This window comes from Ancylobacter sp. FA202 (assembly GCF_000380205.1).
In the GTDB taxonomy this organism is placed as follows: Bacteria; Pseudomonadota; Alphaproteobacteria; order Rhizobiales; family Xanthobacteraceae; genus Ancylobacter.
Genome location: NZ_KB904818.1, coordinates 3,799,385 through 3,815,086 on the forward strand (window position 1 = coordinate 3,799,385; position 15,702 = coordinate 3,815,086).

Annotated in this window: 21 protein-coding genes; 19 read left to right on the plus strand and 2 right to left on the minus strand. The window is 65.0% G+C overall.

Annotated elements, in window-relative coordinates; translation table 11 throughout:
- The first annotated feature begins 219 nt into the window (after positions 1-219).
- From A3M1_RS0117415 to A3M1_RS0117430, 4 genes are read left to right on the plus strand one after another with little or no spacing between them, the layout of a single operon-like run.
- Positions 220-771 (plus strand): DUF2380 domain-containing protein, encoded by a 552-nt coding sequence (locus A3M1_RS0117415; protein WP_018390277.1) that lies wholly within the window; start codon positions 220-222, stop codon positions 769-771.
- A complete protein-coding gene (locus A3M1_RS0117420) occupies positions 768-1,778 on the plus strand; it encodes an ABC transporter substrate-binding protein (protein ID WP_018390278.1) in 1,011 nt (336 codons plus the stop codon). The genes A3M1_RS0117415 and A3M1_RS0117420 overlap by 4 nt, the downstream gene beginning before the upstream one ends.
- A 4-nt stretch (positions 1,779-1,782) precedes the next feature.
- A complete protein-coding gene (locus A3M1_RS0117425) occupies positions 1,783-2,532 on the plus strand; it encodes an ABC transporter permease (RefSeq protein WP_018390279.1) in 750 nt (249 codons plus the stop codon).
- Positions 2,520-3,251 (plus strand): ATP-binding cassette domain-containing protein, encoded by a 732-nt coding sequence (locus A3M1_RS0117430; RefSeq protein WP_018390280.1) that lies wholly within the window; start codon positions 2,520-2,522, stop codon positions 3,249-3,251. The genes A3M1_RS0117425 and A3M1_RS0117430 overlap by 13 nt, the downstream gene beginning before the upstream one ends.
- A gap of 274 nt (positions 3,252-3,525) precedes the next feature.
- Here the strand turns inward: A3M1_RS0117430 and fae are convergent, their stop codons facing one another.
- Positions 3,526-4,032, minus strand: coding sequence for a formaldehyde-activating enzyme (fae, locus tag A3M1_RS0117435; protein WP_018390281.1), 507 nt, complete (start codon positions 4,030-4,032; stop codon positions 3,526-3,528).
- Positions 4,033-4,312: 280 nt separating this feature from the next.
- On the opposite strand from fae, the gene A3M1_RS26745 reads away from it, so the two are divergent.
- From A3M1_RS26745 to A3M1_RS0117485, 11 genes are all read left to right on the plus strand, one after another.
- The gene (locus tag A3M1_RS26745) at positions 4,313-4,459 is read left to right on the plus strand and encodes a hypothetical protein (protein ID WP_018390282.1); all 147 of its coding nucleotides are present in this window, start codon (positions 4,313-4,315) and stop codon (positions 4,457-4,459) included.
- A gap of 66 nt (positions 4,460-4,525) precedes the next feature.
- Entirely contained in the window at positions 4,526-4,735 is a 210-nt protein-coding gene (locus A3M1_RS0117445; RefSeq protein WP_018390283.1) for a hypothetical protein, read from the plus strand.
- A 147-nt stretch (positions 4,736-4,882) separates the two neighbouring features.
- Complete coding sequence (locus A3M1_RS0117450; protein ID WP_245261730.1) at positions 4,883-6,466, plus strand: HAMP domain-containing sensor histidine kinase; 1,584 nt, start codon at positions 4,883-4,885, stop codon at positions 6,464-6,466.
- The gene (locus A3M1_RS0117455; RefSeq protein WP_018390285.1) at positions 6,463-7,152 is read left to right on the plus strand and encodes a response regulator transcription factor; all 690 of its coding nucleotides are present in this window, start codon (positions 6,463-6,465) and stop codon (positions 7,150-7,152) included. Before A3M1_RS0117450 ends, A3M1_RS0117455 begins: the two co-directional genes overlap by 4 nt.
- 191 nt (positions 7,153-7,343) lie before the next feature.
- The gene (gene pqqA, locus A3M1_RS25985) at positions 7,344-7,421 is read left to right on the plus strand and encodes a pyrroloquinoline quinone precursor peptide PqqA (RefSeq protein ID WP_081620376.1); all 78 of its coding nucleotides are present in this window, start codon (positions 7,344-7,346) and stop codon (positions 7,419-7,421) included.
- 39 nt (positions 7,422-7,460) lie between these two features.
- Positions 7,461-8,399, plus strand: coding sequence for a pyrroloquinoline quinone biosynthesis protein PqqB (gene pqqB / locus A3M1_RS0117460; protein WP_026221370.1), 939 nt, complete (start codon positions 7,461-7,463; stop codon positions 8,397-8,399).
- A complete protein-coding gene (gene pqqC / locus A3M1_RS0117465; RefSeq protein WP_018390287.1) occupies positions 8,396-9,130 on the plus strand; it encodes a pyrroloquinoline-quinone synthase PqqC in 735 nt (244 codons plus the stop codon). Before pqqB ends, pqqC begins: the two co-directional genes overlap by 4 nt.
- Positions 9,130-9,441: a pyrroloquinoline quinone biosynthesis peptide chaperone PqqD gene (gene pqqD / locus A3M1_RS0117470; protein WP_018390288.1), complete on the plus strand. Its 312-nt coding sequence runs from the start codon at positions 9,130-9,132 to the stop codon at positions 9,439-9,441. The genes pqqC and pqqD overlap by 1 nt, the downstream gene beginning before the upstream one ends.
- Positions 9,438-10,583: a pyrroloquinoline quinone biosynthesis protein PqqE gene (gene pqqE, locus A3M1_RS0117475; protein ID WP_018390289.1), complete on the plus strand. Its 1,146-nt coding sequence runs from the start codon at positions 9,438-9,440 to the stop codon at positions 10,581-10,583. Before pqqD ends, pqqE begins: the two co-directional genes overlap by 4 nt.
- Positions 10,584-10,595: 12 nt before the next feature.
- Complete coding sequence (locus A3M1_RS0117480) at positions 10,596-11,282, plus strand: hypothetical protein (protein WP_018390290.1); 687 nt, start codon at positions 10,596-10,598, stop codon at positions 11,280-11,282.
- A 126-nt stretch (positions 11,283-11,408) separates the two neighbouring features.
- The gene (locus A3M1_RS0117485; RefSeq protein ID WP_371258786.1) at positions 11,409-11,753 is read left to right on the plus strand and encodes a hypothetical protein; all 345 of its coding nucleotides are present in this window, start codon (positions 11,409-11,411) and stop codon (positions 11,751-11,753) included.
- Positions 11,754-11,810: 57 nt separating this feature from the next.
- Here the strand turns inward: A3M1_RS0117485 and A3M1_RS0117490 are convergent, their stop codons facing one another.
- On the minus strand, positions 11,811-12,632 hold the full coding sequence (locus A3M1_RS0117490; protein WP_018390292.1) for a quinoprotein dehydrogenase-associated SoxYZ-like carrier: 822 nt from the start codon (positions 12,630-12,632) through the stop codon (positions 11,811-11,813).
- 164 nt (positions 12,633-12,796) lie between these two features.
- Between A3M1_RS0117490 and A3M1_RS0117495 the strand changes: the two genes are divergently transcribed.
- The 4 genes from A3M1_RS0117495 to A3M1_RS0117510 all read left to right on the plus strand — a co-directional run bounded on the left by A3M1_RS0117495 (position 12,797) and on the right by A3M1_RS0117510 (position 15,681).
- Positions 12,797-13,120 carry a YXWGXW repeat-containing protein gene (locus A3M1_RS0117495; protein WP_018390293.1) on the plus strand — a complete coding sequence of 108 codons (324 nt, stop codon included), beginning with the start codon at positions 12,797-12,799 and terminating at the stop codon, positions 13,118-13,120.
- Positions 13,121-13,231: 111 nt separating this feature from the next.
- The gene (locus A3M1_RS0117500; protein WP_018390294.1) at positions 13,232-13,453 is read left to right on the plus strand and encodes a YMGG-like glycine zipper-containing protein; all 222 of its coding nucleotides are present in this window, start codon (positions 13,232-13,234) and stop codon (positions 13,451-13,453) included.
- A gap of 79 nt (positions 13,454-13,532) precedes the next feature.
- On the plus strand, positions 13,533-13,880 hold the full coding sequence (locus tag A3M1_RS0117505; protein WP_026221372.1) for an ArsC family reductase: 348 nt from the start codon (positions 13,533-13,535) through the stop codon (positions 13,878-13,880).
- 193 nt (positions 13,881-14,073) lie between these two features.
- Positions 14,074-15,681, plus strand: a complete 1,608-nt coding sequence (locus A3M1_RS0117510) for a peptide chain release factor 3 (protein ID WP_026221373.1) — start codon at positions 14,074-14,076, stop codon at positions 15,679-15,681.
- Positions 15,682-15,702 lie beyond the last annotated feature (21 nt).

The window sequence follows — 15,702 nt, forward strand, 5'->3', positions numbered from 1 at the left end:
TTTTCTCGTGAGCCTTGGGGAAAACTCTACGCAATCAAAATCAAGCATTCAATAAAATTGCGAGTATAAGAAACTAATAAGAGAATGTAACGCTTACATTGGTTCAAGAAGAGCGAAGTTGTTTCAATCGGGAACTTTTCCCAGTAGGTTACAGCTGAGCTTTCGGGCGATATGATCGATCAGCCCGGGAACAAATCGCGTCGGGAGGGTGAAAACACCATGTCAGTTCGAGCCGCCATCAGCCGCAGCCTTATCGTCGTGATCACCGTTCTGGTGGCGATGGCGGCGGTCGCCGGGTTTGGTCCTGGCGCTCACGCGGCGACACGGGTGGTGGTGTTCGAGTTTGAGCTGCTCGATACCAGCGGCGAGTTCGACCCTCGTGGGCCCAAGCCGGACGAGATTCACCGGCTTGACCTGATCACCGGCGAAATGCGCAAACGCTTGAAGGAGGCGGGCTTCGAACTGGTCGATCTCGCCCCGCAGGCCGCGCAAATTGAGGAAGCGACGCCGTTCCGCAACTGCAACAGCTGCGAGCTCAAGATCGCTCGCGCGCTTGGTGCGGAGATTGAGGTGATCGGGCTCGTGCAGAAGGTCTCGAACCTCATTCTCAACATCAATTTCCAGCTGCGCGATGTCGCCACCGGGCAGGTGCTGCGGGCCGGCAGCGCCGATATCCGCAACAACACGGATGAATCCTGGCTGCGCGGCGTTTCCTATCTGATACGCAACCGCCTGCTCGATCCGCCGCTCACCGGGAAAGCCGCACCATGATCCTCGCCTGCGGCCCCGCCGCGCTGTCCCGCCGTGCCGTGCTCGCGGCCGCCGCAGGTCTGATTGCCGCGCCGCACCTCGCCCGCGCGCAGAACGCGCAGCCGCTCGGCCTGCGCGTCGGCGCGCTCAAATTCGGCACGCTCAACTGGCTGGTCGAGACGATCCGGGCCGAGGGGCTCGACCGCCGCGAGGGGCTGGCACTTGAAGGCGTTGACTTCGCCAGCGGCCAGGCCACCACCGTGGCGCTGCAGGCCGGGGATGTCGATCTCATCGTCAGCGACTGGCTCTGGGCCTTGCGCCGCTCCAGCGACGGCGAACCGATGCGCTTCGCTCCCTTCTCCAGCGCGCTGGGCGCGGTCATGGTGGCGGCGAACGGTCCGGTGAAGGTGCTCGACGATCTGCGCGACCGCCGGATCGGCGTCGCTGGCGGCGCGCTCGACAAGAGCTGGCTGCTACTGCGTGCCTACGGGATGGCGAAGAGCGGCATCGACCTCGCCCGCGCAGCTGAGCCGGTCTATGGCGCCCCGCCGTTGGTGAGCGAGCAACTGGCCCTCGGGCGTGTTGATGCGGTGCTCACCTTCTGGCCCTACGCCGCCCGTCTCGACGCGCGCGGCTTCGCCCGGCTGATCGATGTCCGGGAGATGATCACCGGGCTCGGCATTGCGCCGGTGCCGCCACTGGTCGGCTTCGTCTGGCGCAACGCTGTCATGGCCGAGAAGGGCGCGGCGATTGCCGCCTTCCTGCGGGCGGCCGCAGCCGCAAACCGTTTGTTGGCGACAAATGATGCGGCGTGGGAGCGGATCCGTCCGCTGATGCAGGCGTCAGACGACGCGGAGTTTGTCCGGTTGCGCGACTATTACCGCGCCGGCATTCCCGGCAGCTTCGGCGAGGCGGAACGTGCCTCCTGCGCGAAGCTTTACGAGGTGCTGGCGCAAATCGGCGGGCCGGAACTGGTCGGGTCCACCCCCGGCTTCGACCGGACGCTGTTCGGCCCTGTCGGCGAGTGAGACCGTGTCGACGCAAAAACGCCTGCTGCTGACGGCCACTTCGCTGCTGGCGCTGCTGCTGTTCTGGCAGATCGCTGCCCTATGGGCCGATTCGCGTCTGCTCCCCGGTCCTTCGGAGGTGTTCGAGGCAATGATCCGCGCCACGCGAACTGGCGTGATGCCCGAGAGCATCGCCATCACCCTGGCGCGGGTGGCGGCGAGCTTCCTGATCGCGATGGCGCTAGGTTCGGCGATCGGCATCGCGCTGGGGCGCTCGGTCGCGCTCAACGAACTGGTCGGGCCATGGGTCGTGGTGCTGTTGAACCTTCCGGCACTGGTGGTCATTATCCTCTGCTATGTCTGGTTCGGCCTCACCGAGGTGGCGGCGATCACTGCGGTGGCGATCAACAAGATCCCCAATGTCGCGGTGACGATGCGCGAGGGCGCGGCGGCGCTCTCGCGCGATCTTGATGAGATGGCGCAGGTCTACCGGCTGCCGCGCCTGCGCGCGCTGCGCCACGTCACCCTGCCGCAACTCGTGCCCTTCTTCGCCGCAAGCGCCCGCTCAGGCCTGGCGTTGACCTGGAAGATCGTGCTGGTGGTTGAGTTGCTCGGCCGGTCCAATGGTGTGGGTTTCGAACTGCAGACGGCGTTCCAGCTGTTCGATGTCGCCGGCATCCTTGCTTATGCGTTGGCGTTCACGGCGGTGGTGCAGGTGATCGAGATCGGACTGCTCCAGCCCTGGGAGCGGCGCGCCAATCGGTGGCGGCGATGAGCGCGATCGGCATCGACATCGCGGAAAAATGCTACCGGGCGCCAGCGGGTGCGCCGGGGCGGGAGATTTTTCGCGGCTTCTGTCTCGATATCGGCGAAGGCGAGTTCGTGGCCCTGCTCGGCGAATCCGGCATCGGCAAGACCACGCTGCTCAACATCGTGGCCGGTCTCGATCGCGACTACCGCGGCACGGTTAGCTTCGGCAGCGGGGCGCCACGCCTTGGCTATGCGTTCCAGAATCCCCGCCTCCTGCCGTGGCGCTCTGTCCTTGAGAATGTGGCGCTGCCTCTGCCGCCGGGGCAGGAGGGGCGGCATCGTGCGCGGGCGATGCTGGAAGAGGTTGGCCTTGGGGAACTCGCCGATGCCTATCCCGAGCGCCTGTCGCTCGGCCAGCAGCGGCGGGTGGCGCTGGCGCGCGCTTTCGCCATCGAGCCGGACGTGCTGCTGATGGACGAGCCCTTCGTGTCGCTGGACGAGGCAGGGGCAGCGCGGCTGCGCGACCTGCTGCGGCGCCTGCTGGCCGGGCGCCCGGCGACAGTACTGTTCGTCACCCATGATCGTCGCGAAGCGGTGGAACTGGCGAGTCGCATCGTCGTGCTGGAAGGGGCGCCGGTGCGCATCGTCCGCGACATGCCGCTGGCGCTGACATCGACCGAGCGGGCGAGCGCGGCGCGCATCGACGAGGTGCGGCGCGCGCTTGGTGCCGCAGCGCCGGGCTGACGTTGCGCGCAAGGCCGGGGCCCCTAAGCGAGCGCTCGGCAACGCGACATCGCCATTGAAAATCAGTGCGTCAAAGAAAAAGGCCCGGAGCAGTGATGCCCCGGGCCAGATGTGCTGTGTCGGCGTGAGAGGGCGGGACCCGCCACCTCCGTTGCGCAAGTGACCGCGGTTGCCGCTGTCACTTGTTCAGGAATATCGCCGCCAACCGCTGGAGCAGGCCCTTCGGATACTGGGCCGCGGGCGGAGCTGTTGTCTGCCCAGGGTTGCTTCCGATCTAAGCGGCGAAGGGGTGCTTGGCCGAAGCGACCTGAGCGAGAACTTCCTTCGTCGTCGGCGAACCATCCACGGCGCGCTTGAGCGCTTCCTTGGTGGCCTCATAGTTGAACTGCTGGATCTTGGCGTCGTCCGCCGCTTCCCAGTGGATGAACACGCCGACCGAGATGAACAGGTCGTCGGCTTCGCTCTTCGGGATCACGCCTTCGGCGACGCTGTCGACGACGGCCTTGGCCACCGCATACTGGGCCGGGCCGAACATCTGGACGGCCTGACGGGCGTCCTTGATCGTCACCTTGTTGAACAGGATGGTGTTCGGCTTGGCGAGCAGGTTCGGGGTCACGACCGCGAGCAGCGAGGTGAAGCCGTCCTTGTTGTTGGTCAGCGCATTCAGGAAGGCGCTTTCGGCCGCAGAGCCGCGCGGTCCGATGATGAGGTCGATATGAGCAACTTCGTTGCCGTCACCCACCAGCGACTCGCCGATGAGCACCTTGTTGATCTTGGCCATCTATTCCTCCCAGAACGGGGTTGCATGACAAGGGACGGGAATTGTCCCCCGATGTCCCGGCTATCTTTGTTGCAGCGTTTGGAACACCAAACCGGTTGGCCCGATAGCGCGACCAGACACGTTACGGCGAGAGACTAGGCCCGCTTCGCCTTTATCTGCAAGGGATTCTTCAGCCGTATGACGCTCGCCCCGGCGCTTGCCCCATGGTTTCTTGTCGCGGATGGATAATGGTCCTAAGGTTGCGGATTATGGTGGCACGGTCAAAAATGCGGCATACTCCATGCCGCGCGAAGATGAGACGCTCGCTCCGGCCGAGGGCGTCTGCGACGGTGCCACCGGAAGCTTGGTCGGCAAAAAAGTTGCTGCGATGCGGCATGACAAGGTCATGCGGTACGACAAGGTGATCCAACTGCCGCGTGCCGCGTAGGATATCGGGGCCAGCCACAGAGGAAGCGCTGGGAAGGCAGCGAACTCACGCCACGAGGAGTTTGTAGTGGAGCTCATTCTGTCGATCTGCCTCATTGCCAGCCCCGGCACCTGCCGCGAGGAGGCTGTCTCCGTCGGGCTGGAGAGGCCACCGGCACCGGTGCAGTGCCTTATCGGGGCCATGCCGGTCATCGCCGAATGGCGCGAGACCCATCCCAAGTGGAAGGTTCTCAAATGGCGCTGCGCACCTCCCGGGTCCAGCGGACGCGAGATCTGATCGCATACCACTCGCGCCCTGTTCTGTTGCACCGCAGCGTGCGCGCGCGCCGCGTCCGTGAAATCATCGGCATGCCATCATGTTTGGGATGGCGCCATTCGGTGAGACACCATGGGGCGTGGCTTGTTCTCGTCGCTCAGGGCGCGCATGGCGCTGCTCTTATCCGTCGCCGTGCTGGTCACAGCCGCGTCGACACTTGTGCTCGTGGTGGCGCTCGGCGCGGCCAGCAACCAGCTTGATCGCTTGGTCTCGGCGCAGAATCGACTGGAACTGCTCTCGGCGATTTCCGGGCGAATCGGCGACTACGCGCTGATGGCGCTGCAGACCGCGCAGCAGCCGAGCACCCGCACCCATGAAGCGCTAGCGATGGCCCGGCGCGGCACACGCGATTCCTTCGCCCGGTTCGAGGCAGCGCTCGCCGAGGATGTGCGGCGGTTCCAGGATGAAAAGCAGCGCACGCTGATGGCCGCGCGCAGCCGCACCGTCGCCCGGCTGAAGGCGCAGTTCGAGGTGTTAGACCGCCAGGTCGAGAACGCGCTGGCCAGTCCAGACGCATCGACCGGTGTGCGAGTGGTGCTCGACGTCTTCGCCGCCGGCTTCGGCAGCCCGCTCACCCAGGCGATGGAGGAGGAGCGCACAACCGCCCATGCCACCCAGGGCGAGGTGCAGCTTCTGCGCGATCGTACGCTGCACTGGGGGCTGATCGGCCTGGCGCTCACCGGCCTGCTGGCGGTGGCTCTCTATAACCTTCTCGGCCGCTCTCTGGTGAACCGGGTCGCCGACGTGTCGGCAGCCGCGGCCGCGATCGCGCGCGGGCGCTCCGATACCCGGGTCAACGTCACCGGGCACGACGAGCTGAGCCTCGCCATGGCTCGCTTCAACCGAATGGCCGTGCATCTTGCCCGGCGCGAGGCGCGGCTGGTGGCCGCGCAGAAACAGCTGCAGCAAATTGTCGACGACCGTACGGCAGAGTTGCGCGCCGCCAATACGCGGCTCGAAAATGTCGACATGGCGCGTCGGCGCTTCTTCACCGATGTTAGTCACGAACTGCGCACACCGCTCACCGTGATCCTTGGCGAAGTCGAGATCACGCTGCGCCCGCAGCGCCCGCGCGAGGAGGATCTGCGCGCCGCGTTGCTGGTGATCCAGTCGCGTGCCCGACGCCTGCACCGCCGGGTGGAGGACCTGCTGCGCATCGCGCGCTCGGAGAGCGGACAGATCGAACTCGACCGTTCGCTGTTCCTGGTGTCGGATCTCCTCACCGAGGTTTGTGAGGGCATGGCGCCAGTGGCGCGGGCCGGCGGGCTGCTGCTGGAGGCGGACGGGGGCGGTGAGAGCCTCGCCGTCGACGCTGATCGCGAATGGCTGCGCCAGACCTTCGACGGCCTCGTCGCCAATGCCGTGCGCCATTCCCCGCCCGGCGAGAGCGTGCGTTTGACGGCGAGGCGCGAGGCAGACGAGTTGGTGATCGAGGTGCGCGACCATGGGACTGGAATACCTCCGGACGAACTTCCGCACGTGTTCGAGCGGTTCTGGCGCGGTTCTGCCGGCACGCGCGAAGGCACGGGATTCGGCATAGGTCTCGCTCTGGCGAAATGGATCGTCGACCGCCATGGTGGGCGCATCGCTCTTGAAAGCAGCACGGGAGATGACGGGCGGCGGCGCGGGACCTGCGTCACCGTGCGCCTGCCGCTCCCCGTGCCGGACATCACACTGGAGGCCGCCCAATGAACATTCTGGTCGTTGAGGACGATCCCGATATCGGCTCCCTGCTGAGGCGTGGTTTCTCCTCTGAAAGCTATGATGTCGAACTGGTAGGGGACGGCGAGGCGGCGCTGCGGGTGGTCACTGGCAGGGCATGGGGGGCGATCATTCTCGATGTGATGCTGCCCGGCCGTTCCGGAATCGAAGTGTGCAAGGCGCTCCGCGCTGGCGGGCAGACCGCGCCTATCCTCATGCTCTCCGCCCGCTCCAGCGTGAACGAGCGCACCGAGGGGCTTCTGGCCGGGGCGGACGACTATATCGTCAAGCCGTTCGCCTTCGAGGAGTTGCTGGCCCGGGTGAAGGTGCAGGCGCTGCGTCGCAGCAATGCCGGCACCGAGCCACGGCGGCTGGAGGTCGGCGCGCTGTCGCTTGATCTCGACACCCGACAGGCGCAGCTCGGGGGCACGCGGGTGCGGCTGACCGAGCGCGAGGTGGAACTTCTGGCGCTGCTGATGCGTCATCCCGGGGAGCCGCTGTCGCGGGCCGACATTTTCGCCGCGCTCTGGGCTGGGCATGGCGGCGCTTCGCTCAACGTCGTCGATGTTTATGTCGGCTATCTCCGGCATAAGCTCGCCGAGGCGTTGCCGGAGGGCGCACACCTGATCATGACGGTACGCGGCCGTGGCTTCATGCTCGAAGCCGAGGAAAGCTGAGCGGTTTCGAGAGAGAAAGCACCGGAAATGGAGTGGTATTATGTGCGCCAGAGCGAAAGATGACAGGGTCTTCTTGACGGATGGCGAAACGATCCTCACATTACTGGTGCGGTGAAATATCCGCAAAGCAACTCGATCTCTTATGAACTTCTTATGAAGTAATATGAGATTGAATAATCGAGGAGGAAGATATGGCCTGGACTGCTCCCCGCATTGTTGAAGTCTGCGTCGGCATGGAAGTCAACGCCTACTATCCGGCTGACTTCTGAGCTTAATAAGGGACGGGATGGCGTAAAATCGGACCACCGATGGAAACGTCCCCGTCCCACTTCAAACTCGTGATCCTTGGGTCAGCCGCGGGCGGTGGTTTCCCTCAGTGGAACTGCCGCTGCGCGGTTTGTTCGCTTGCTTGGGCAAATGATCCCCGTGTAAAGCGGCGCTCCCAGGCGTCAATTGCCGTCAGCGCCAATGGCGCCGACTGGGCGCTTGTCAATTGTGCGCCGGAAATTCTGTCGCAGCTTCAGGCCACGCCGGCCCTTCACCCACGCCACGGACTGCGGCACTCGCCGCTCACATCCGTGCTGCTCACCAATGCCGATATCGACCATGTGGCCGGCCTTCTGAGCTTGCGGGAGGCACAGCCCTTCACGCTGATGGCAACACCCGGCGTGCACGACGTGCTCGCCGGCAGCAGCGCCTTCGACGTGCTGGCGCCAGAGGTGGTGGAACGCCGCCCGGTGGAACTCGGCTCATCCTTCGAACTCGTGGCGGGCGTACGGGCCACCATTTTCCCGGTCCCCGGCAAGATCGCCCTCTATCTCGAAGCGCGCGAGCAGGCGGAAAAAGGCTCGCTTACCACCGACATGGAGGGCGAGCAGACCATCGGCGTCGAACTTACGGCCGGCGGGCGCCGGATCCTCTATATTCCCGGCTGTGCGACCATGACCGATTCATTGCGGGCGCGCCTTGAGGGAGCCGATGCCGTGCTGTTCGACGGCACGCTCTGGCGCGACGATGAGATGATCCGCGCCGGGGTCGGCACCAAGACCGGCGCGCGCATGGGGCATATGTCGATGTCGGGCGAGCGCGGTTCGATTGAGGCCTTGAGAAACGTCAACGTCGGCCGGAAAATCTATGTTCACATCAACAACACCAATCCGGTGCTCGTTGATGGCTCAGAAGAGCGGATAACGGCGAATAAAGCCGGATGGGAAATCGCTCAAGATGGGATGGAGATAGCCCTATGACCACGCTTCTCTCACCGGAAGAACTGGAAAATCGTCTGCGCGACGTCGGCACGCGCCGCTATCACAGCCTGCACCCGTTTCATAAGCTGCTGCACAATGGCCAGCTTACCTTTGGACAGGTGCAGGCCTGGGCGCTCAACCGCTATTATTATCAGGCCATGATCCCGGTGAAGGATTCCGCCATCCTCGCCCGCATGGAAGAGCCGGAACTGCGCCGCGTCTGGCGCCAGCGCATCGTCGACCATGATGGCGACCATGAAGGCGAGGGCGGCATCGCCCGTTGGCTGGTGCTGACCGATAGCCTCGGCCTCGACCGCCACACGGTCACGTCGCTGTCCGGCCTGCTGCCGGCGACGAAGTTCGCGGTCGATGCCTATGTGCATTTCGTGCGCGAGAAGAGCCTTCTGGAGGCCATCGCCTCCTCGCTCACGGAGATGTTTTCGCCCGGCATCATCGGCGAGCGTGTCGCCGGCATGCTGAAGAACTATGATTTCGTCTCAAAGGACACGCTGGCCTATTTCGACAAGCGCCTGACCCAGGCGCCGCGCGACGCGGATTTCGCGCTGGATTACGTCAAGCAGCACGCCCGCACGCCCGAGCAGCAGGAGCAGGCGATCCGCGCGCTGGAGTTCAAGTGCAACGTGCTCTGGGTGCAGCTTGATGCGCTGTACTTCGCCTATATCGATCCGAAAATGGGCTATCCAGGGGCCTTCGTCCCGAAGGAGGGGTGATGACAGCGACTCTTGCCGCAACTGGTGTTCCCAAGCTCGCGCGCGGCGTGCGGCTGCGTCACGATGAGGCACGCGGACAGTGGGTGCTGCTGGCGCCCGAGCGCGTGCTGAACCCTGACCCGGTGGCGGTGGAGATTCTGAAGAAAGTGGATGGCGCCCGTTCCATCGACGCCATCGTCGATGAACTGGCGAGCGCTTTCACCGTGGAGCGCACAACGGTGGCGACCGATGTCGATGCATTCCTTTCCGGCCTCGCCGAAAAGGGCCTCATCGAAGTGACGTTGCCGGTGATCGGGGATGCCGCGTCATGAGCCTGATCGAAGAACCCCGCAGCCGCGTGGAGGTGCCGGCCCGTCCGGCGCCTCCCATCCCCTATGGCATGCTGGCCGAGCTGACGCATCGCTGCCCGCTGCAATGCCCCTATTGTTCCAACCCGGTCGAACTCGACCGGCGCAATGTCGAGCTCGACACAGAGACGTGGCTGCGTGTGTTTTCCGAGGCCGCCAAGCTCGGTGTGTTGCAGGTCCACCTTTCCGGCGGCGAGCCGACGGCGCGCCGCGATCTCGAGCAGATGATCCGCCATTGCGTCGAGGTGGGTCTCTACACCAACCTCATCACCGCTGGCGTCGGCGTGACGCCCGAGCGGCTGCAAGCGATCTCGGATGCCGGCATCGACCATGTCCAGCTGTCCTTCCAGGGCGCGACCGCCGAGATGACCGACAAGGTCTCCAATTTCCGTGGGGCGCATGAGCGGAAAATGGCGGTAGCGCGCGAGGTGCGCCGGCTTGGCCTGCCGCTGACCGTCAACTCGGTTGTCCACCGGGCGAACATTCACCAGATCCCCGATTTCATCGAGTTGGCGCTGGCGCTTGATGCGCGGCGCATCGAGATTGCCCATTCCCAATATTATGGCTGGGCGCTGCGCAATCGTGGCGCATTGATGCCGACCCGCGACCAGGTGTTCTGGGCGCTCGATGTGGTGGAGGAGGCGCGGGTCCGGCTCAAGGGCGTGCTTACCATCGATGCGGTGGTGCCGGATTACTACGCCAAATATCCCAAGCCCTGCATGAATGGCTGGGGGCGGCAGTCGCTCAACGTGACGCCCTCCGGAAAGGTGCTGCCCTGCCATGCGGCCGAGACCATTCCGAGCCTCGATTTCTGGAACGTGCGCGAGCATTCGCTGACCGATGTCTGGCTGAACTCGCCCGCCTTCAATGCCTTTCGTGGCACCGACTGGATGCCCGATCTATGTAAGAGCTGCGAGCGCAAGGAAATCGACTGGGGTGGCTGCCGCTGCCAGGCGATGGCGATTGCCGGCGATGCTGCCGCCACCGATCCCGCCTGCCATTTGTCGCCGCTGCATGCAGACCTGCTGGCGCTTGCCGAGGCCGACGCCGAAGGCTCCGACATTTATGATTACCGGCGCTACTTCCAGCCCGACCGCGCCGGCTGACGGAGAGACTTCATGTTGCGTTCTGCCCGTACCCTCGCCGCGACGGCCTCAATTGCGGTCTTTCTTGCTTCAGCCGCGCTGGCCGCGCCGACCGCTGCCGAGCTGTTCTTCGAGCAGCCCTATCTGTCGAAGGTGGCGGCGGGCACCACGCTCACCTATGCCTACAAGCACGTGACCGCCGAGGCTAAGCTCGGCGACGGCTTCGAAGAAACGCTGGAAATGAAGGTGGGGGCGCCTGCCGACGACCCCAAAAAGCGGATTGCCGACGTGCTTATCCATCGCGGTGACAAGGAAGGCGAGGCCGGGCCCTTCCCGACCATGAATGGCAATCCGATCGCGATGATCCTGCTGGAGCGCGACGTGAAAGAACTCGCACAACTCACCAAGGGCAGCCCGTTCTATCTGCGCAACCGGGTGCGCGAGCATCTGTCCTCCGGCACGGTCACGCCCGCGCGCTTTTCCTTCGAGGGCCACGAGGTCGAGGGTTGGAAGCTGACCATGCGACCCTTTGCAGAGGATCCCAACAAGGACAAGCTGCTGGAACTGGTCGGTCGCCGATATGAATTCCTGTTCTCCGACGCCGTGCCCGGCGGGCTATATTCCATCGACGTCGTCACGCCGAAGGCGGATGGCGGAGCTAACATCATCGAGACCAGCCTGACGCTGACCGGGGCATCCCTGGCCCCGGCGGTGAAATAGGCGGCCGCCCCAGGAGGAATGACCATGGCGAAGACACGCCCCTTGCGGGGAGAAAAGCCCCTCCGCCGCAGCGCCGCAGTTCTGATTTTGACGGTGCTGGGTGCCGGTGGGGTGCTGGCGCAGGACATGCTGTCGCCCGGCCTCACCGCCGGCGCCCGCAAGCCGGCGCCCCAGGCGCCACAGGCGGGACTTATCAACGATTATCCCACCGTCGCCCGCGCCGACTATGTGTTCGGCTGCATGGTTGCGAACGGCCAGACCCGCCAGGCGCTTGAGAAGTGCTCGTGCTCGATCGACACCATTGCCACCATCCTGCCCTATGAGCGCTACGAGGAGGCCGAAACCATCATGAGCGTCAGCCAGGTGGCCGGCCAGCAGGCTGAACTGTTCCGCAACACCGGCATTTTCCGCGATATTGTCGCTGATCTGCACCGGGCGCAGGCGGAAGCGGAAGTCACCTGCTTCTATTGAGCGAGAGCGGGAGGCGCGCGGCCGACGCGGCTCCTGCTCTTCGCCAATTTCTAACGCTCAGCTTGCGGGCTTCAGCGCACCCTCAAACTTGCGCCCGTCCGTATCCCCGGCATCGACATGGATCTCCTTGCCCGCCGGGTCGTAGGAGACGCGGATGGCCGGGTCTTCACTCAGCGAGATGCCTCCAACCATGGAGAAAACAAGGTCGTCGCCCTGCGTGACGCGGATATTGTCGACGAACTTCGCCGGGATATAGGCCCGCGTTAGCGGGTCCATCTGCAGGCCGGAATAGTTGGGGTGGCGGATCATCAGCTGCAGTTGCGAGACGCGGCTGGCCTGGCTTGCATCGCCCATCCCGTCGGCCTTGACCGATTTCAGCTTGAGCTGGCCGAGATTCTTCAGCTGGGCCTCCTCGTCCTTCATCGCCGGGGCGGAGCAGCCGCCCGACGCCTTCACGAAGCTCTCGGCCATGTGCAATCCGCCATCGCTGGTTTCGGCGATGGCGCGCACATAGGAATAGGAATTCACCCGCAGCCGCGTGCCGAGCGCGACATCGCGGCGGTTGCCGCCGAAGGTGAAGGTCGCGGCGAGCGGGGCGGGGTTCTCGTCGACGATGAGGGTCAGCTTGGAGATGCTGCGCGGATCTCCTTCGGGAAGCACAATCTCGACATCGATCGGCACCATGGCCGCATCCTCTGCCCGTTTGGGAGCCGTGAGGCGCACGAGCGGGCTGCCGGCCTCGATCGGCCGCTCCCCGAACACGTCAGGTTTGAACGATTTCCAGCTGGCGTCGGCCCCCGGCTCCTGCGCGGCGGCTGCATTGATGGCGAAGGCAGAGAAAAGGCTGACGGCGAGGAACAGGCGGATACGGCGATGCATGGCGACCTCCCGGCCTGCCGGATCTTTGATGTCCGGCGGTTGAACGCATCATACACCTTTCCGGCGTTGAATTGCAGGGCACGAACACGCGAGCCGCTCGCTGAGTTGCGCCGCGCAAAGGCGCCGGTCATCATCAGCCAACGCCCTCCGTTGGAGTGACCGACATGCCTTCGCGCCGATCTGTTCTCAAAGCCGCTCTCGCGCTGCTGGCTGTCCCGATCGGCATCGCGACACAGGAGGAAGCGCAGGCGCAATCGGCGCCGACCAGCCGGCCGCCGACCCCGCGCCGTGAACCGCGCCCGCCGCCGCGCCGTGGGTATACATGGGTGCCGGGGCATTGGGCCTGGAAGCCGCGCCAGGGCTGGGTGTGGACAGCGGGCCACTGGGAAGAGAGCCGTCGCGGGTTCGAGTTCGTCGGTCCTCGCTGGGTGCTGCGCCGCGGCCAATGGGTCTATGAGCCGGGCCGCTGGGTTCGCAGCTGGCGCTGAAGCCGATGCGCGGCTGGGTTGTTCTCCGCAATGATACCTAGCAGCGCGCGATTGTGAGCGCGAGGCGGCGGCGGTAATTTCTTCCACTATTTCATTTGGGGGAATCGACCGATGTCCAGATCCGTTGCCATCAAGCTCACGGCTGTCGCCATTGTCGCGCTCGTCGCGGCGGGCTGTTCCAACACTCAACGCCGCACTGGCACAGGCGCGCTGATCGGCGCCGGCACCGGCGCGGTGATCGGCGGCATTGCCGGCGGCGGCACCGGCGCCGCCTGGGGCGCGGGCATCGGCGCGGTGGCCGGCGGCGCGATCGGCGCAGCGACGGCCAACTGAGCCAAGCGCGGCCGCGTCTGACCCTTCAAACCCCGGGCCGTCCCCGTTATGACGGGGGCGGCAGTGCGAGGAGATGGGTGTGAGCGTCACGATCTACGGCATCAAGAATTGCGACACGATGAAGAAGGCGCGCGCCTGGCTGGACGGGCGCGGCGTCGCCTATGATTTCCACGACTACAAGACCGCTGGCATTGATGAGGCACACCTGAAGGCATGGGCCGGCAAGGTCGGCTGGGAGGTCCTCCTCAACCGCGCCGGCACCACTTTCCGCAAGCTCTCCGACACGGAGAAGGCCGATATTGACGCCGCGATGGCTGTTGCCTTGATGCAGGCGCAGCCCTCCCTCATCAAGCGCCCGGTGCTCGATGTCGATGGCACGTTGCTGGTCGGTTTCAGGCTGGAGGCTTACGAGAAGCAGTTCGGTTGAGCGCCGTTCGGCTCGTTATCCGGAAGGCCTTCAGGGCGATCCGGGATCATCACCCGAATGGAGAGCCATCCGGGCGCTTGGCGGCGCAGCGGCCGGGATGGCCGAAAGGGAAGTGGCCGGCTGGGACGGCGGGCCAACGGAACAGCGCCGCCACCCCTTGATCCGGCGCGGCTTCCCTGCCACATCCGCCTGCATGAACGCTCTCTCCAATTCCGCCGCATCGCCTATCGCCACCGAGGTGGCGCGCCGGCGTACCTTCGCGATCATCTCGCACCCGGATGCGGGCAAAACCACGCTGACCGAGAAGCTGCTGCTGTTCGGGGGCGCGATCCAGCTTGCCGGTCAGGTGCGGGCTAAGAAAGACCGGCGCTCCACGCGCTCGGACTGGATGGCGATCGAGCGCGAGCGCGGCATCTCGGTCGCGACCTCGGTGATGACCTTCGAGTTCAACGGCCATGTGTTCAACCTGCTGGACACGCCGGGCCATGAGGACTTCTCGGAGGATACCTACCGCACCCTGACCGCGGTCGACGCGGCGGTGATGGTGATCGACGCGGCCAAGGGCATCGAGGCGCGTACCCGCAAGCTGCTGGAAGTGTGTCGCCTGCGCGATATCCCAATCATCACCTTCATCAACAAGATGGACCGCGAGAGCCGCGACCCGTTCGAGATTCTCGACGAGATCGAGAAGACGCTGGCGCTCGACACCACGCCCATGACATGGCCGGTCGGGCAGGGGCGGGATTTCGTCGGCACCATGGACATCGCCACCGGCGGCATGCGGCTGCTCGATGGCGACGAGGGCAAGACCGGCCCGCTGCGGCAGATGAGCATGACCGACATCGCTGCGCTGAACGTCACCCTCAAGGAGGAGACGCTGGCGGAGGAACTCGGGCTGGTGCGCGAAGTGTGCAACCCGTTCGAGCTGAAAGCCTTTCTCGAAGGGCATCTAACGCCGGTTTATTTCGGCTCGGCGCTGCGCAATTTCGGCGTCGGTGATCTGCTCGAAGGGCTTGGCCGCTACGCCCCGCCGCCGCGCGCGCAGCAGGCGGACAAGCGCCGCGTCGAAGCGGAAGAGCCGCGCATGACCGCCTTCGTGTTCAAGATCCAGGCGAATATGGATCCGAACCATCGCGACCGCATCGCCTTTGCCCGCCTCTGCTCGGGCAGGCTGCAGCGCGGTATGAAGGCGAAGCTGGTCCGGACCGGCAAGCCGATGGGCCTCGCTACGCCGCAGTTCTTCTTCGCTCAGGACCGCCAGCTTGCCGAGGAAGCTTATGCCGGCGACGTGGTGGGCATTCCCAACCATGGCAATCTGCGCATCGGCGATACGCTGACTGAGGGCGAGGACATCAACTTCATCGGCGTTCCCTCCTTCGCGCCGGAAATCCTGCGCCGGGTGAAGCTGCCGGACGCGATGAAGGCCAAGAAGTTGAAGCAGGCGCTGCAGGAAATGGCCGAGGAGGGCGTGGTGCAGGTGTTCCGCCCCACCGACGGCTCGCCGGCGCTGGTCGGCGTGGTCGGCCCGCTGCAGCTTGACGTGCTGAAGAACCGGCTGGAGGCCGAATACGGGCTGGAAGTCGGCTTCGACATGTCGGAGTTCCAGCTCGCCCGCTGGGTGTCCTCGGAAGACCCGAAGAAGCTCGACGACTTCGCTGCCGGCAACCGGCTTTCCACCGCTGACGACCTTGATGGCGACCTCGTCTTCCTCAGCCCCTCGGCCTTCATGATCGGCTACACCGGTGACCGCTGGCCGGGCATCGTGTTCACCGATGTGAAAGACGTGAAAAAGACCGGCTGATCCCCGCCGCACACGCGGTCG

Coding starts and splice junctions, on each gene's coding strand:
- A3M1_RS0117450 (WP_245261730.1), top strand. CDS start 4,883: ATGGCGCTGCTCTTATCCGTCGCCGTGCTGGTCACAGCCGCGTCGACA.
- A3M1_RS0117455 (WP_018390285.1), top strand. CDS start 6,463: ATGAACATTCTGGTCGTTGAGGACGATCCCGATATCGGCTCCCTGCTG.
- fae (WP_018390281.1), bottom strand. CDS start 4,032: ATGGCCAAGATCAACAAGGTGCTCATCGGCGAGTCGCTGGTGGGTGAC.
- A3M1_RS0117480 (WP_018390290.1), top strand. CDS start 10,596: ATGTTGCGTTCTGCCCGTACCCTCGCCGCGACGGCCTCAATTGCGGTC.
- A3M1_RS0117510 (WP_026221373.1), top strand. CDS start 14,074: ATGAACGCTCTCTCCAATTCCGCCGCATCGCCTATCGCCACCGAGGTG.
- pqqB (WP_026221370.1), top strand. CDS start 7,461: ATGGAAACGTCCCCGTCCCACTTCAAACTCGTGATCCTTGGGTCAGCC.
- A3M1_RS0117485 (WP_371258786.1), top strand. CDS start 11,409: ATGCTGTCGCCCGGCCTCACCGCCGGCGCCCGCAAGCCGGCGCCCCAG.
- pqqD (WP_018390288.1), top strand. CDS start 9,130: ATGACAGCGACTCTTGCCGCAACTGGTGTTCCCAAGCTCGCGCGCGGC.
- pqqC (WP_018390287.1), top strand. CDS start 8,396: ATGACCACGCTTCTCTCACCGGAAGAACTGGAAAATCGTCTGCGCGAC.
- A3M1_RS0117415 (WP_018390277.1), top strand. CDS start 220: ATGTCAGTTCGAGCCGCCATCAGCCGCAGCCTTATCGTCGTGATCACC.
- A3M1_RS0117490 (WP_018390292.1), bottom strand. CDS start 12,632: ATGCATCGCCGTATCCGCCTGTTCCTCGCCGTCAGCCTTTTCTCTGCC.
- A3M1_RS0117495 (WP_018390293.1), top strand. CDS start 12,797: ATGCCTTCGCGCCGATCTGTTCTCAAAGCCGCTCTCGCGCTGCTGGCT.
- A3M1_RS26745 (WP_018390282.1), top strand. CDS start 4,313: ATGCCGCGCGAAGATGAGACGCTCGCTCCGGCCGAGGGCGTCTGCGAC.
- A3M1_RS0117420 (WP_018390278.1), top strand. CDS start 768: ATGATCCTCGCCTGCGGCCCCGCCGCGCTGTCCCGCCGTGCCGTGCTC.
- A3M1_RS0117500 (WP_018390294.1), top strand. CDS start 13,232: ATGTCCAGATCCGTTGCCATCAAGCTCACGGCTGTCGCCATTGTCGCG.
- pqqE (WP_018390289.1), top strand. CDS start 9,438: ATGAGCCTGATCGAAGAACCCCGCAGCCGCGTGGAGGTGCCGGCCCGT.
- pqqA (WP_081620376.1), top strand. CDS start 7,344: ATGGCCTGGACTGCTCCCCGCATTGTTGAAGTCTGCGTCGGCATGGAA.